The 13,939-nt window shown below is 62.4% G+C and carries 12 protein-coding genes; 9 read left to right on the forward strand and 3 right to left on the reverse strand.

Going from position 1 to position 13,939, the window contains the following annotated elements:
• Nucleotides 1-108: 108 nt before the first annotated feature.
• From G7048_RS17060 to G7048_RS17095, 8 genes are all read left to right on the forward strand, one after another.
• The gene (locus tag G7048_RS17060; protein WP_166069284.1) at nucleotides 109-975 is read left to right on the forward strand and encodes a TatD family hydrolase; all 867 of its coding nucleotides are present in this window, start codon (nucleotides 109-111) and stop codon (nucleotides 973-975) included.
• Nucleotides 968-1,507 carry a DNA-deoxyinosine glycosylase gene (locus tag G7048_RS17065; protein WP_166069285.1) on the forward strand — a complete coding sequence of 180 codons (540 nt, stop codon included), beginning with the start codon at nucleotides 968-970 and terminating at the stop codon, nucleotides 1,505-1,507. Before G7048_RS17060 ends, G7048_RS17065 begins: the two co-directional genes overlap by 8 nt.
• A complete protein-coding gene (locus G7048_RS17070) occupies nucleotides 1,494-2,288 on the forward strand; it encodes a spermidine synthase (protein ID WP_205750283.1) in 795 nt (264 codons plus the stop codon). Before G7048_RS17065 ends, G7048_RS17070 begins: the two co-directional genes overlap by 14 nt.
• Before the next feature lie 55 nt (nucleotides 2,289-2,343).
• Nucleotides 2,344-4,143, forward strand: coding sequence for a GspE/PulE family protein (locus G7048_RS17075; RefSeq protein ID WP_166069287.1), 1,800 nt, complete (start codon nucleotides 2,344-2,346; stop codon nucleotides 4,141-4,143).
• Nucleotides 4,144-4,488: 345 nt separating this feature from the next.
• On the forward strand, nucleotides 4,489-4,977 hold the full coding sequence (locus tag G7048_RS17080) for a tripartite tricarboxylate transporter TctB family protein (RefSeq protein ID WP_166069288.1): 489 nt from the start codon (nucleotides 4,489-4,491) through the stop codon (nucleotides 4,975-4,977).
• Between the two features lie 19 nt (nucleotides 4,978-4,996).
• Nucleotides 4,997-6,508, forward strand: coding sequence for a tripartite tricarboxylate transporter permease (locus G7048_RS17085; protein ID WP_166069289.1), 1,512 nt, complete (start codon nucleotides 4,997-4,999; stop codon nucleotides 6,506-6,508).
• Nucleotides 6,509-6,765: 257 nt separating this feature from the next.
• Nucleotides 6,766-7,629, forward strand: a complete 864-nt coding sequence (locus tag G7048_RS17090) for a DMT family transporter (protein ID WP_166071027.1) — start codon at nucleotides 6,766-6,768, stop codon at nucleotides 7,627-7,629.
• Between the two features lie 45 nt (nucleotides 7,630-7,674).
• Nucleotides 7,675-8,475, forward strand: coding sequence for an SDR family oxidoreductase (locus G7048_RS17095; protein ID WP_166069290.1), 801 nt, complete (start codon nucleotides 7,675-7,677; stop codon nucleotides 8,473-8,475).
• Between the two features lie 75 nt (nucleotides 8,476-8,550).
• Here G7048_RS17095 and G7048_RS17100 read toward each other — a convergent pair whose 3' ends face one another.
• The 3 genes from G7048_RS17100 to G7048_RS17110 all read right to left on the reverse strand — a co-directional run bounded on the left by G7048_RS17100 (nucleotide 8,551) and on the right by G7048_RS17110 (nucleotide 10,988).
• Nucleotides 8,551-9,363: a BPSS1780 family membrane protein gene (locus tag G7048_RS17100; protein WP_166069291.1), complete on the reverse strand. Its 813-nt coding sequence runs from the start codon at nucleotides 9,361-9,363 to the stop codon at nucleotides 8,551-8,553.
• Between the two features lie 119 nt (nucleotides 9,364-9,482).
• Nucleotides 9,483-10,433 carry a homoserine kinase gene (locus tag G7048_RS17105; protein WP_166069292.1) on the reverse strand — a complete coding sequence of 317 codons (951 nt, stop codon included), beginning with the start codon at nucleotides 10,431-10,433 and terminating at the stop codon, nucleotides 9,483-9,485.
• Nucleotides 10,434-10,598: 165 nt separating this feature from the next.
• Complete coding sequence (locus G7048_RS17110) at nucleotides 10,599-10,988, reverse strand: hypothetical protein (RefSeq protein ID WP_166069293.1); 390 nt, start codon at nucleotides 10,986-10,988, stop codon at nucleotides 10,599-10,601.
• A 112-nt stretch (nucleotides 10,989-11,100) separates the two neighbouring features.
• Between G7048_RS17110 and polA the strand changes: the two genes are divergently transcribed.
• Nucleotides 11,101-13,908, forward strand: coding sequence for a DNA polymerase I (gene polA / locus G7048_RS17115; protein ID WP_166069294.1), 2,808 nt, complete (start codon nucleotides 11,101-11,103; stop codon nucleotides 13,906-13,908).
• Nucleotides 13,909-13,939: the final 31 nt, after the last annotated feature.

The raw sequence follows: 13,939 nt of genomic DNA on the forward strand, positions 1-13,939 counted from the left end.
AATTGGATTTCGTCTTACAAGGAGTGGTCCGATGTTGCGCGCCTTCACAAGGTGGCCGCAGTGCCCCGGTTGCCGCCGATGCGGCCCGTTCTGCGGCATCATTCCCGCATGCAGTTTGCAAAATCATCAGCGTTCTGGATCGACACCCACTGTCATCTGGACGAATTCGTCGTCCACGGCGGGCAGGACTATGCCGACGCCATGCGAGCCGATGCCCGTCGCGCCGGTGTGGCGCACTGCGTGATTCCGGCGGTCGAGCACAGCAATTGGGCGGCCTCGCGCGAGGTGGCCCATCGCTGGGGCGACAGCTACGCGCTCGGCATCCACCCGCTCTACACGCCGAAGGCGCAGGAGGGCGATCTGGCCGCGCTGGAAGTGGCTTTGACCGAGTCGCGCGAGGATGCGAGGCTGGTGGCGATTGGCGAGATCGGCCTCGACTACTTTGTGCCGGGGCTGGACCCGGCACGGCAGGAACACTTCTACCGCGCCCAACTGCAACTCGCGCGGCGCTTCGATCTGCCGGTGATCCTGCATGTGCGGCGCTCGGCCGACCGGCTGCTCAAGCATCTGCGCGAGGTGCCGGTCTGCGGCGGCATTGCCCATGCGTTCAACGGCAGCCTGCAGCAGGCGCAGGCGTTCATCGACATGGGTTTCAAGCTGGGCTTTGGTGGCGCGCTGACGTTCGATCGCGCATTGCAACTGCGGCGGCTGGCCGAGCAGTTGCCGCTCGAATCGTTGGTGCTGGAGACCGATTCGCCCGACATTCCCCCGCATTGGCTCTACGTCACCGCAGAGCTGCGCGAAACGGGTACGCCGCAGGCACGCAACTCTCCGGCCGAGCTGCCGCGCATCGGCGAGGTGCTGGCGGGGCTGCGCGGCGTCAGCCCGGATGAACTGGCGCGCATCAGCAGCGCCAATGCGGTGGCGGCTTTGCCTCGCTTGAAGCCGTTGCTGGAGGGCGCGTTGAATGGCTGAATCTGCCGACGATTTGCCACTGGTGGGCTTGCCGCCCGTGGTGGGGCCGGGCACCAAAGTGCTGGTGCTGGGCAGCTTTCCCGGTGTGGCGTCGCTGCGTGCGGTGCAGTATTACGGCCATCCGCAGAACCATTTCTGGAAGATTCTGGCGGCGCTGTGGCCTGCGCATCCGCTGCCGGATCGCACGGACTATGCAGGGCGCTGCCAGTGGCTGCTGGAGCGCCAGTTGGGCATCTGGGACGTGTATGCGGCGTGCGAGCGCGAGGGCAGCCTCGACTCCAACATCCGCAATGCGAAGGTGAACGATTTTGCGGCGCTGCAAAGGCAACTCCCGCAACTGCTCGCGATCGCCCACAATGGCGGGGAGAGCTTTCGCCACGCGAAGGCGGTGCGCAGGAGCATGGCTTTACACGACGATGACAGAATCGCGTCGCTGCGTTTGCCGTCCACGAGTCCGGCCAACGCGTCGTGGAGCTTTGAGAAGAAACTGAATGCCTGGCGCGAGGCGCTGGCATCGTATGGATTGGTGTGAAGAGTTGACTACCCGAAAAAAACAAACCGCTGCTTTTGATCTGCCCGAGGTGAGCGTCTCCGATGACGGCGACGTGCGTTATCTGCACTTGGGAACACCCTGGGTGCAGGGCTCGATGAAGATGGCGGCGCCGTTCGATATCGATCTGGAATATGTGCAGCGCATGATGGCCTGGCTGCTGTTCGTGGAGCCCGAGCGCGTGGCCCGTCGCCATGCCATGCAACTGGGGCTGGGCGCGGGCGCGATCACCAAGTTCTGCGTGAAGAAGCTGCGCATGAAGACGTCGGTGATCGAGCTGAACCCGCAGGTCATCAGCGTCTGCCGTTCGTGGTTCAAACTGCCGCCCGACAGCGCCAAGCTCGAAGTCGTGCTCGGCGATGCGGCGGTGGAAATTCGCAATGACAAATGGCTGGGCACGGTGGATGCGCTGGCGGTCGATCTCTACGACCACGACGCCGCCGCCCCGGTGCTTGACAGCGCCGAGTTCTACAAGGACTGCCGTGCGCTGCTCAGCGATGACGGCGTGCTGACGGTGAATCTGTTCGGCCGCTCGTCGAGCTACGAAAGCAGCGTGGCCAAGCTGGCAGAAGCCTTTGGCGAAGAAGCGCTCTGGGCCTTCAAGCCAACGCGCGAGGGCAATACCATTGTGCTGGCGCAGCGCACGCCCACGCATCCCACGCGCGCCGAATTGCTGGCGCGCGCGGAAGACATCAAGACGCGCTGGGATCTGCCAGCGCCCAAGTGGCTGAAGGTTTTCAAGCCCGTCAAAGCGCCAGCTTGAAGGGCGGATGCGGAATGCGCACTGTTTTGAAAAGAACACAGAAAGAGAGCGGAACATGAGCACGAGCACAACGACGGACACCGCCGCGAAGCCGCCGCGCAGCAAGCACGAAGGTCCGCTGGATTGGCGCACCATCGTGAAGTGGCTGCGCAGGGAAGGCGTGATCGATGCCGAGGTGGCCGAGCGCACCATCGAGCGCTGCTCTCGAGCGGAAAGCGTGCAGCATCCGCTCGTGCGTCTGGGCAATGTGGGCATGGTGCGGGCCGGCGATGGCAAGCCGCTGGATGCGTACATGGTCACTGAATTCGTGGCGCAGTATGCCGGCATGCCCTATCTGCGCGTCGATCCGCTCAAGGTCGATGCGGGGCGCGTGTCGGAAGTCATGAGCATGAACTACGCCGAGCGCCACAGGATTCTTCCGGTGCAGGTCACGCAGCAGGAAATCGTGGTCGCGACCGGCGAGCCCTTCATCGATGATTGGGTGGCCGAGGTCGAGCGCCAGTCGCGCCGCAAAGTCACGCGGGTGATGGCCAATCCGGATGACGTCAAGCGCTACACCACCGAATTCTTCGCACTGGCCAAGTCCGTGTGGCAGGCGCAGAAGTCGGGCGGCAACGCCTCGGGCAACAGCTTCGAGCAGTTGGTCGAACTGGGCAAGGCCAACAAGCAGCTCGATGCGAACGATCAGGGCGTGGTGCGCGTGGTGGACTGGCTGTGGCAATACGCCTTCGATCAGCGCGCATCGGACATTCACCTGGAACCGCGCCGTGAGCAGGGTGTGATTCGCTTCCGCATCGACGGTGTGCTGCATGTGGTCTACCAGATGCCGATGAGCGTGCTCAACGCGATGGTGGCCCGCATCAAGCTGCTGGGACGCATGGATGTGGTCGAGCGACGTCGCCCGCAGGATGGCCGCATCAAGACCCGCAACCCCGGCGGCGAGGAAGTGGAAATGCGTCTGTCGACCTTGCCCACGGCCTTTGGCGAAAAGATGGTGATGCGGATTTTCGACCCGGACAACACGGTCAAGGATCTGAGTGCGCTGGGCTTTCCGCCGCACGACGCGCAGCGTTGGGAAACCTTGGTGCAGCGTCCGCACGGCATCATTCTGGTCACCGGGCCGACTGGTTCGGGCAAGACAACGACGCTGTATTCGACGCTCAAGCGCATCGCCACGGAAGAGGTGAACGTGAGCACGGTGGAAGACCCGATCGAAATGATCGAGGCGTCCTTCAACCAGACACAGGTGCAGGCGCAGCTCGATTTCAACTTTGCAGAAGGCCTGCGTGCGCTGATGCGTCAGGACCCGGACATCATCATGGTCGGCGAAATCCGCGATCTGGAAACCGCCGAAATGGCGGTGCAGGCCGCGCTGACAGGTCACTTGGTCTTCTCCACGCTGCACACCAACGACGCGCCAAGTGCCGTGTCACGACTGATGGAGTTGGGGGTTGCGCCTTACCTGATCAATGCATCGTTGCTCGGGGTGCTGGCGCAGCGTCTGGTGCGTACTTTGTGCAAGTCCTGCAAGGCGCCGGACGAGAGTGCGTCGCAGGATGAGCTGATCGAAACCATCAAGCCATGGAAGTTCAATGGCGACTACCGCGCGTACAAACCGGTGGGTTGCCTCGAGTGCCGCATGACGGGCTTCCGTGGACGCATGGGCTTGTATGAATTGCTGGTCATCAGTGAAGACCTGAAGGATTTGATCAATCAGGCTCCCTCCATCGACAAGGTGCGCCGGCAGGGCGTGAAAGACGGCATGCGGCCCCTGCGTCTGGCTGGCGCGATGCGGGCGGCGGAAGGGGTCACGACGCTGGACGAGGTGCTCGTGGCCACGCCGCCGCTGGAATGACGCATTGCGTTGAGTCGGCGCAAGATTCGAGCAAACGCCGTGTTGGTTTTTTCAACACGGCGTTTGTTTTTTGAGTCCACCACAGCGCAATCTCGGGTGCCGAACTGCGGTATGTCGCTGCTTTCAAAGGCTCGCGCATGTTGTCGATATGCGTGTTGACGAGGCAATGTTCCCTATGAAATCTGCGTGTTTGTACGTATGCAATGCAAGGGTGCAAACACGCCCGCAAGCCGCTTGTCTCTTAGGGAAAACTTGTATCCGGGTGTAGGTGGAATCCACATCGATTTGGACTGACACGCAACTGACAATCCGCAGGTCGTTATCCTTTTCTCGGGAGACTTGTTTGTGAAAATAAAGAGTCAGAAAGATTTCTTTGCCGGCCTGATGTTTCTGGTTGTCGGTGTTGCGTTCGCCTGGGGCGCAACCACCTACACTGTCGGAACGGGTGCTCGTATGGGCCCAGGCTACTTCCCCTTGTTGCTGGGCATTTTGCTGGCCATCATCGGCGCGGTTGTGATGTTCAAGTCCACCGTGGTCGAGACCGAAGGCGGTGACCTGATCGGCAAGTGGGCATGGAAGCAGATCGTCTTCATCATCGGCGCCAATCTGGCATTCGGTGTGCTGCTCGCGGGTCTGCCTTCGTTCGGCATTCCAGCCATGGGCCTGATCATCGCCATCTACGGCCTGACGTTCATCGCCAGCCTGGCAGGCAGCACGTTCAACTTCAAGGAAGTGTTCCTGCTGGCCACCGTTCTGGCCGCTGGCAGCTACGTTGCCTTCGTGTGGGCTCTGGCCCTGCAATTCCCTGTGTGGCCTAGCTTCATCGCTGGTTGATCGACGGAGACACTAGACCATGGATCTGATACATAACTTGTCGACGGGCTTCGGCGTCGCCTTCACCTTCCAAAACCTGATCTACTGCTTCATCGGCTGTCTGTTGGGTACCCTGATCGGCGTGCTGCCAGGCGTGGGCCCTGTGGCCACCATCGCCATGCTGCTGCCTGCAACCTACGCGCTGCCTCCAGTGGCTGCGCTGATCATGCTGGCCGGTATCTACTACGGCGCGCAGTACGGTGGTTCGACCACTGCCATTCTGGTGAACCTGCCAGGCGAATCGTCCTCTGTGGTGACCGTGATCGACGGCTACCAGATGGCCCGAAAAGGGCGAGCGGGACCGGCGCTTGCAGCTGCCGGTATCGGCTCGTTCTTCGCAGGCTGCGTGGGTACGCTGATTCTGGCCGCCTTCGCTCCTCCGTTGACCGAAGTGGCTTTCAAGTTCGGCCCTGCTGAATACTTCTCGCTGATGGTGCTGGGTCTGATCGGTGCCGTGGTGCTGGCTTCCGGCTCGCTGCTGAAGGCCGTCGGCATGATTGTGCTGGGTCTGCTGCTGGGTCTGGTCGGTACCGACGTGAACTCCGGTGTGGCGCGCTACTCCTTCGACATTCCAGAACTGACCGACGGCATCAACTTCGTCGTGATCGCGATGGGTGTGTTCGGTTACGGCGAAATCATCGCCAACCTGTCCAAGCCGGACGACGACCGTGAAGTGTTCACCGCCAAGGTGTCGGGCCTGTTCCCCACCAAGGAAGACTTCAAGCGCATGTTCCCCGCGATGATCCGCGGTACGGCTCTGGGCTCTGCTCTGGGTATCCTGCCAGGTGGCGGCGCGCTGCTGGCGGCTTTCGCTGCCTACACGGTGGAAAAGAAGACCAAGCTCAAGCCCGGTGAAGTTCCATTCGGCCAAGGCAACATCCGTGGTGTGGCGGCTCCCGAGTCTGCCAACAACGCTGGTTCGCAAACCTCGTTCATTCCTCTGCTGACTCTGGGCATTCCACCCAACGCCGTGATGGCGCTGATGGTGGGTGCGATGACGATTCACAACATCCAGCCTGGCCCACAGGTGATGACCAGCAACCCGGAACTGTTCTGGGGTCTGATCGCCTCCATGTGGATCGGCAACGCGATGCTCGTGATTCTGAACCTGCCGCTGATCGGCATGTGGATCAAGCTGCTGACCGTGCCATACCGTTGGCTGTTCCCATCCATCGTGCTGTTCTGCGCGATCGGTGTGTACTCCACCAACAACAACACGTTCGACGTGTGGCTCGTAGGTCTGTTCGGCTTCGTCGGCTACATGTTCTACAAGCTGGGCGTGGAGCCTGCTCCTCTGCTGCTGGGCTACATCCTCGGCCCGATGATGGAAGAAAACCTGCGTCGCGCACTGCTGCTGTCGCGTGGTGACTGGAGCGTGTTCGTGACACGTCCGATCTCCGCCGGTCTGCTGGCTGCCGCTCTGCTGCTGCTGGTCATCGTGTTGATGCCTGCCGTGAGCAAGCGCCGCGATGAAGCCTTCGTGGAAGAGTGATGGGTTGATTACGCAATCCACTGAATGAAAAAACCCCGGTCGAAAGATCGGGGTTTTTTCTTTTGTGCGCTTCATGCAATCGAGACGGTTCCCATTTGGCGATGCCTGCCTTGTCGTGATGTGGACAGAGCGGACTCGCATCGCCGCACATAATCGAATGCTGCAAACTCTCAGGCTCATTCTTGTCTTCTGCTTCTCCTCCTCCGGCAGCCGCTTCCCAACCCACCAAGGGCATCGCCGTTGGCCTTGCGCTCGGCATGGTCGGGGCGATTGCGTTCAGCGGCAAGGCCATCATCGTCAAGCTCGCGTATCGGCATGGGGTGGATGCGGTCACGCTGATCATGTTCCGCATGCTGTTTGCGCTGCCGTTCTTCTTGCTGATGGCGGCGTGGGCGAGTCGGGGCAAGCCGCCGCTCACCCAACGTGACTGGCTGGGCGTGATCGGGCTCGGGATTTCGGGCTACTACCTTGCGAGCTTTCTGGACTTTGCGGGGCTGGCCTACATCACCGCCGGGCTGGAGCGGCTGATTCTGTATCTCACGCCCACGCTGGTGGTGGCGCTGGGTTGGTTTCTCTATCGACGCAAGATCACGCGTGTGCAGGCACTCGGCATGTTCATCAGCTATGTGGGCGTGCTGGCGGTGTTCGGGCAGGAGGTGCGGCTGGCGGGCTCGGGCGTGGCCTGGGGCGTGTTTCTGGTGTTTCTCTCGGCCATCAGCTATGCGATTTATCTGGTCTACAGTGGCCAGATGGTGGCGCGGCTGGGCTCCATCCGACTGGTGGGCTTGGCGACCTCGGTGGCTTGCATCTGCTGCATTCTGCAGTTTCTGGTGCTGCGGACCCTATCGGCGGCGTTTGACGTGGCGCCGCAGGTGGTCTGGCTTTCGGTGCTCAATGCGGTGCTGTGCACGGTGGTGCCGGTGCTGCTCACGATGATGGCCATCGAGCGCATCGGCTCGGCCATGGTGTCGCAGACCGGGCTGATCGGGCCATTGTCCACGGTGCTCATGGGCATCTGGTTGCTCGACGAGCCATTCACCACCGGCATTGCGCTTGGCACGGTGCTGGTGATTGCCGGGATATTCGTTTTCACGCGCGCAGGCGTGCGCAGCAGCGGCTAGTATTCCGTTCATTGATTTGGTTGGAACGAACGAGGAGTAAGCACCATGGATCTGGGAATTTCTGGGCGCTGGGCGCTGGTGTCGGGCGCGAGCAAGGGGCTGGGCTTTGGCTGCGCACATGCGCTGGTTGCTGAAGGCGTGAATGTGGTCGTCGTGGCGCGGACGGCGGATGCCGTCGAGGCGGCTGCGCAGCAACTGCGATCTGCCGCAGGGCAAGGTGCAAAGGTGATTGCGGTAGCAGCTGACATTACTGCGCAAGCAGGGCGCGATGCGGCGTTTTCTGCGGCAGGTGGTCCGGGCGTCGATTTCGACATCGTGGTGACGAATGCGGGCGGACCGCCAACGGGCGACTTCCGCAACTGGGACCGCGATGCGTGGATCAAGGCGGTGGATGCCAACATGCTCACGCCCATCGAGATGATCAAGACGACGGTGGACGGCATGGCGGCGCGTGGCTTCGGGCGCATCGTCAACATCACGTCGAGCGCGGTGAAGGCACCCATCGACATTCTGGGTCTGTCGAACGGTGCACGCAGTGGCCTGACGGGTTTTGTGGCCGGTCTTGCGCGCAGCCCGATTGCGGCCAAGGGCGTGACGATCAACAACCTGCTTCCGGGCAAGTTCGACACGGATCGTCTGGCCTCGACGATCAACGCCGCAGCGCAGAAAGCGGGCAAGTCACAGGACGAGGCACGCGCCGCAGCCGCATCGCAGGTGCCTGCCAAGCGCTTTGGCACGCCTGAGGAGTTCGGCGCGATCTGCGCGTTTCTGTGCAGCGTGCACGGTGGCTACATCACGGGGCAGAACATTCTGGCCGATGGCGGTCTGTATCCCGGCACGTTCTGAGTTTCAGTCGCCACCCAAACAAAAACGCCCGAACATGTGTCGGGCGTTTTGCTTTGTGTGCGCTGTTGAAGGCGTTCAATCCGTCAACTGGGCGTTCTGCGAAGGGGGCTGATCGGGTCGCTCGAAGTTGTCGCGGAAGGTGAAGACGATGGAGGTGAAGAACATCGAGGCCAGCACCAGTGCGGAGGCGATCATCAGCGCCGCGACGACGGCATTGCCCAAGCCAGCCACGGCCAGCAGCGTGACCACGAGGCTCACCACAATGCCTGCGCCGATGAACACGCCGAACCAGACGATGCTGAAGACCGTGAACGCGCCGAGGTTGCGAAAGCACGCCACGATGCTGAAGAACAGCGCCTTCACGGGCGGCACGTTGTGCCAGTGGACAAGGCCCGGTGCGTGCCAGAACAGCATGGACAGCGGCACGTACAGCGCCATCACGATCCAGGTCGATGCGACGAAACCGCTGCTGGTTGCAACCTCTTGCGTGAGCGGCTCGACGCCGAAATACACGCGTGCGAACTGCCCGCCATCGGCCAGCGATGCCAGACCAATGATCAGCAGAAACAGCGCGGCGTAGATGCCGCCCAGCACGGCCAGAGCGCCCAGACGCTGGCGGCCGGTGCGGAAGGCGTGCAGGATGAGCGCGGGTGTGGGAATGCGGCCGAGGCTGGTTTCCGCAGCCGCTTCCATCATCACCAAGGTGGCGGTGGGCAGCAGGGCCAACGCGATTGCCGGGCCAATCAGGGGCAGCACGGACAGCAGCGACATCGCCGCCGTGGTCGTGAAGAACAGCAGGGTGAGCGCCAGCGGCTGTCGCCAGAAAACGCGGATGCCCTGGCGAACCCAGTCAACGCCAGTGCGAGCCGGAACAATATGCAGTTTCATGGGAAAAAGAAGATGTGGGCGCGCCAACGCTCGCGTCGGAGGTCAGCACGCTTGTATTCCCGGCACTGTACCCCAGACGCCAGAAACTGCTGGCGATTCGGGGCATTGCCGGGTCGGCTTCATGGATGAACGGGGTGCGCGACGCGCTCGCGCAGCACGCGCTCGAAGTGCGTGGGATCGTGCGGCTTGAGCATCGATGCTTCGCGCGGCAGGTAGAAGTCCCACAGGCGCGAGATCCAGAAGCGCAGCGCACCCGCACGCAGCATGGCAGGCAGCAGGGCGCGTTCGGAGGCGGTGAGTGGACGCACGGACTGGTAAGCGTCGAGCATGGCTTGCGCACGGGTGGCATCGTGCACGCCGGTGGGCAGGTCGATGCACCAGTCGTTCAGGCACACGGACAGGTCGAACAGCCAGGTGTCCACGCCCGCGAAGTAGAAGTCGAAGAAGCCGGTGAGCTCTTCGCCATCGAACATCACGTTGTCGCGGAACAGGTCGGCATGCACCGGGCCACGCGGAAGGGCTGCGTATTCCGACGATTCTGCGATGTGGTTCTGATAAGCCAGCTCGGAGCGCAGCAGCGCTTGCTGCTCTTCGCCGATGTGCGGCAGCACGACCGGCACGGTCTCGTTCCACCAGGGCAGACCGCGCAGATTGGGCTGCTGGCGGTCGTAGTCACGGCCCGCCAAGTGCATGCGGGCGAGCGTGGCCCCCACGGCGGCGCAGTGCACGGCCTCTGGGGCGAGCTGGCTTTTGCCACGCAGCTTGTTGACCACGGCGGCGGGCTTGCCGGCCACGGTGTGCAGAATGTCGCCGCTCTTGTTGGCCGCCGGATCGGGCACGGGAATGCCGCCGTGCGCCAGATGCTTCATCAGGTGCAGATAGAACGGCAGTTGCTCGGCGGTCAGGCGCTCGAACAGCGTGAGCACGTACTCACCTTCATCCGAGGTCAGAAAGTAATTGGTGTTCTCGATGCCGCCTTCGATGCCGCGCAGCTCCTTCAATGTGCCCAGTTGCAACCGGCGCAGCAGTTCGCGCGCCTCTTTGTTGGAGACTTCGGTGAAGACGGCCATGGATCAGCAGGAATACAAAGGTGGAATGGAAGACGCGCGAGGCTGGCCCGCGCCCTCCCGGAGGCTCGCCTGCATCGCGCAAAACCCGCTATTGTGCAGGCAGTCGGCCAAATCTGACTGCCGGGTAACGGTATTTATCGGTTGGAGCGGGCGTTTTTGCCGCGATCAGAACTTGCGCAGCGTCCAGACGCGGGGAGCCTGGAACGAGTCGGCGCCGGCCTTGCTCGGGCCGCCGTCGCGAATGCCGTTGTTGGGAATCACCTCGTATTCGGGGATGTTGCCCTCGGCGGACTTGGGCTTGACGGTGATGCTTTTGGTCTGGCCGCCCACGCGCAGCTCGTCGACGCGGCTGCCGCCATCTTCGACGGTCAGGCGCTCGATGCGCTGGTTGCGGCGACCTTCTGCGGATTGTTCCTGCTGCTCCTGGCGGCTGAGCTGATCGACCTGCTCAGGCGTGAGCTGGGTGGGGACTGCCGACGGGGTCTGGGCAAGGACGGAGCCGCTGGCCAGAACGGTCAGCAGCAGGGCGGAGGAGAGGGCAGTTACGGCGCGCATGGGGCCAATTGTAGAGCGGGCACTCACCCAGTTGTCATTTTTTGTGCCCGATTTCCTGTAGGCGGTCAACCCGCGCGCGCATGGCCGGACCGTGGCGCGGCACAATGGCGGCATGAGCAATTCCAAGACACTGGTGCTGGTGGACGGTTCCAGCTACCTCTACCGCGCCTTTCACGCCATGCCCGATCTGCGGGCCGTGCCGGGCGACCCGACGAGCGCAGCCACAGGCGCGATTCGCGGCATGATCAACATGATGCAGGCGCTGCGCAAGGATGTGACGGCGGACTACGCGGTCTGCGTCTTCGACGCCAGCGGCCCCACCTTCCGCGACGAGATCTACACCGAATACAAGGCGCAACGCGCGCCCATGCCCGACGACCTGCGCTCGCAGATCGACCCGATCCACGACGTGGTGCGCATGCTGGGCTGGAAGGTCGTGGCCGTGCCCAAGGTCGAGGCCGACGACGTGATCGCCACGCTCGCGCGCATCGCCGCCGAGCAGGGCATCGACGTGGTGGTGTCCAGCGGCGACAAGGACCTGTCGCAACTCGTGAATGAGCGCATCACCATCATCGACACCATGAACGGCAAGAAGCGTGACGTGGCGGGCGTGACCGAAGAATTCGGCGTGCCGCCTTCGCTCATGATCGACTTTCAGGCGCTGGTGGGCGACACCGTGGACAACGTGCCCGGCGTCACCAAGGTCGGCCCCAAGACGGCCTCCAAATGGCTGCTCGAATACGGCTCGCTCGACAAACTGATCGAGCATGCCGCTGACATCAAAGGCGTGGCCGGGCAGAACCTGCGCGATGCAATCGCCTCGGGACAACTCGCGCTCAGTCGCCAGTTGGTCACCATGAAGACCGACTGCGAACTCGATGACTACCTGCCCGGACTGCCCGCGCTCGACGGCATCCTGCTGGGCGATCCGGATGCGGTGCAATTGCAGCCGTTCTATGAGAAATTCGGCTTCAAGGGTTTGGCGCGTTCGCTCGGCGCGGTCGAAAAGCCTGCTGCCGAAGGCAAGAAAGCGGCCAAGGGCGAACCCAGTCCGCAGAACGATCTGTTCTCCACCGAAGACGCCATCACGACCGAAATCGCAGTGCAGGCTCAGCACCGCGATGTGGTCTATGAAACGCTGTTGACCGAGGCCGAACTCGACGCATGGATCGCAAAGATCAGCGCAGCCAAGCTCACCGCCATCGACACAGAAACCACCTCGCTCGACGAGCAGCAGGCGCGCATCGTCGGCATCAGTTTCAGTGTGGAAGTGGGCAACGCGGCCTATGTGCCGGTTGCGCATGACGGTCCGGACGCGCCCGAGCAATTGCCCATCGATCTGGTGCTCGCCAAGCTCAAGCCCTGGCTGGAAGACGCGAGCAAAAAGAAGCTCGGCCAGCACATCAAATACGACCGACATGTGTTCGCCAATCACGGCATCGATGTGCAGGGCTACGAGCACGACACCATGCTCGAAAGCTACGTGCTCGAAGTGCACAAGCCGCACGGCTTGTCGAGCTTGGCTGATCGCCACACGGGCCGCAGCGGCATCACGTATGAAGACCTGTGCGGCAAGGGCGCCAAGCAGATTCCGTTCTCGCAAGTGCCGGTGGAAAAGGCCGCAGCGTATTCGTGCGAAGACTCGGACCAGACGCTCGATGTGCACAAGGTGCTTTGGCCGGAGCTAGAAGCCAACGACAAGCTGCGCGGCATCTACGAGCTGGAAATGCAGACCAGCGAAGTGCTGTTCCGCATCGAGCGCAACGGCGTGCTGATCGACGCGGCGGAACTCGCCAAGCAGAGCAACGATCTGGGCCAGCGCATCGTGCAGCTTGAAAAGGAAGCCTTCGAGATCGCCGGTCAGCCGTTCAATCTGGCCAGCCCCAAGCAACTCGGAGAAATCTTCTTCGACAAGCTCGGCATGCCGGTCGTGAAGAAGACGGCAACCGGCGCGCGCTCCACTGATGAAGAAGTGCTGGAAAAGCTCGCCGAGGATTACCCGCTGCCCGCCAAGCTGCTGGAGCACCGCAGCCTGAGCAAACTGAAGGGCACCTACACCGACAAGATTGCGCTGCTGGCCGACAAGAACGGCCGCGTGCACACGCATTACGCGCAAGCCGTGGCGGTGACGGGTCGTCTGTCGAGCAATGATCCGAATCTGCAGAACATTCCCGTTCGCACGCCCGAAGGCCGCCGCGTGCGCGAAGCCTTCATCGCCCCGCAAGGCCGCGTGATTGCGAGCGCCGACTACAGCCAGATCGAACTGCGCATCATGGCCCACATCAGCGGCGACGAGTCGCTCCTGCGCGCTTTCCACGACGGCATCGACGTGCACAAGGCCACGGCTGCGGAGGTGTTCGGCGTGCCGGTCGATCAGGTCTCAAGCGAGCAACGCCGCTACGCCAAGGTCATCAACTTCGGCCTCATCTACGGCATGAGCAGTTTTGGTCTGGCCAAGAATCTGGGCATCGAAACCAAGGCTGCAGCCGCCTACATCGACAAGTACTTCCAGCGCTACCCCGGCGTCAAGCAGTACATGGACGAAACCAAGATGCAGGCCAAATCACAAGGCTATGTCGAGACCGTCTTCGGTCGCCGTCTCTATCTTCCCGAGATCAACTCCCCCAACGGCCCCCGCCGCGCAGGTGCCGAACGCGCCGCCATCAACGCCCCCATGCAGGGCACGGCAGCCGACCTCATCAAGATGGCCATGGTCGCGGTGCAGAAGGAACTGGACGCCAAGAAGCCCGGCATTCTGATGATCATGCAGGTGCACGACGAACTGGTGTTCGAACTGCCCGAATCGGAAGTCGAATGGGTGCGCACCGAAGTGCCGCGCCTGATGGCCGACATCGCCCAACTCAAGGTGCCGCTGCTGGCTGAAGTGGGCTTTGGGCCAAATTGGGAGAAGGCGCATTGATGCCGCGCGGAACCTTCACCCCATCTTGAAC

The organism is Diaphorobacter sp. HDW4B (assembly GCF_011305535.1).
In the GTDB taxonomy this organism is placed as follows: domain Bacteria; phylum Pseudomonadota; class Gammaproteobacteria; order Burkholderiales; family Burkholderiaceae_C; genus Diaphorobacter_A.

Coding starts and splice junctions, on each gene's coding strand:
- G7048_RS17075 (WP_166069287.1), top strand. CDS start 2,344: ATGAGCACGAGCACAACGACGGACACCGCCGCGAAGCCGCCGCGCAGC.
- G7048_RS17105 (WP_166069292.1), bottom strand. CDS start 10,433: ATGGCCGTCTTCACCGAAGTCTCCAACAAAGAGGCGCGCGAACTGCTG.
- G7048_RS17110 (WP_166069293.1), bottom strand. CDS start 10,988: ATGCGCGCCGTAACTGCCCTCTCCTCCGCCCTGCTGCTGACCGTTCTG.
- G7048_RS17060 (WP_166069284.1), top strand. CDS start 109: ATGCAGTTTGCAAAATCATCAGCGTTCTGGATCGACACCCACTGTCAT.
- G7048_RS17070 (WP_205750283.1), top strand. CDS start 1,494: ATGGATTGGTGTGAAGAGTTGACTACCCGAAAAAAACAAACCGCTGCT.
- G7048_RS17100 (WP_166069291.1), bottom strand. CDS start 9,363: ATGAAACTGCATATTGTTCCGGCTCGCACTGGCGTTGACTGGGTTCGC.
- polA (WP_166069294.1), top strand. CDS start 11,101: ATGAGCAATTCCAAGACACTGGTGCTGGTGGACGGTTCCAGCTACCTC.
- G7048_RS17095 (WP_166069290.1), top strand. CDS start 7,675: ATGGATCTGGGAATTTCTGGGCGCTGGGCGCTGGTGTCGGGCGCGAGC.
- G7048_RS17085 (WP_166069289.1), top strand. CDS start 4,997: ATGGATCTGATACATAACTTGTCGACGGGCTTCGGCGTCGCCTTCACC.
- G7048_RS17065 (WP_166069285.1), top strand. CDS start 968: ATGGCTGAATCTGCCGACGATTTGCCACTGGTGGGCTTGCCGCCCGTG.
- G7048_RS17090 (WP_166071027.1), top strand. CDS start 6,766: ATGGTCGGGGCGATTGCGTTCAGCGGCAAGGCCATCATCGTCAAGCTC.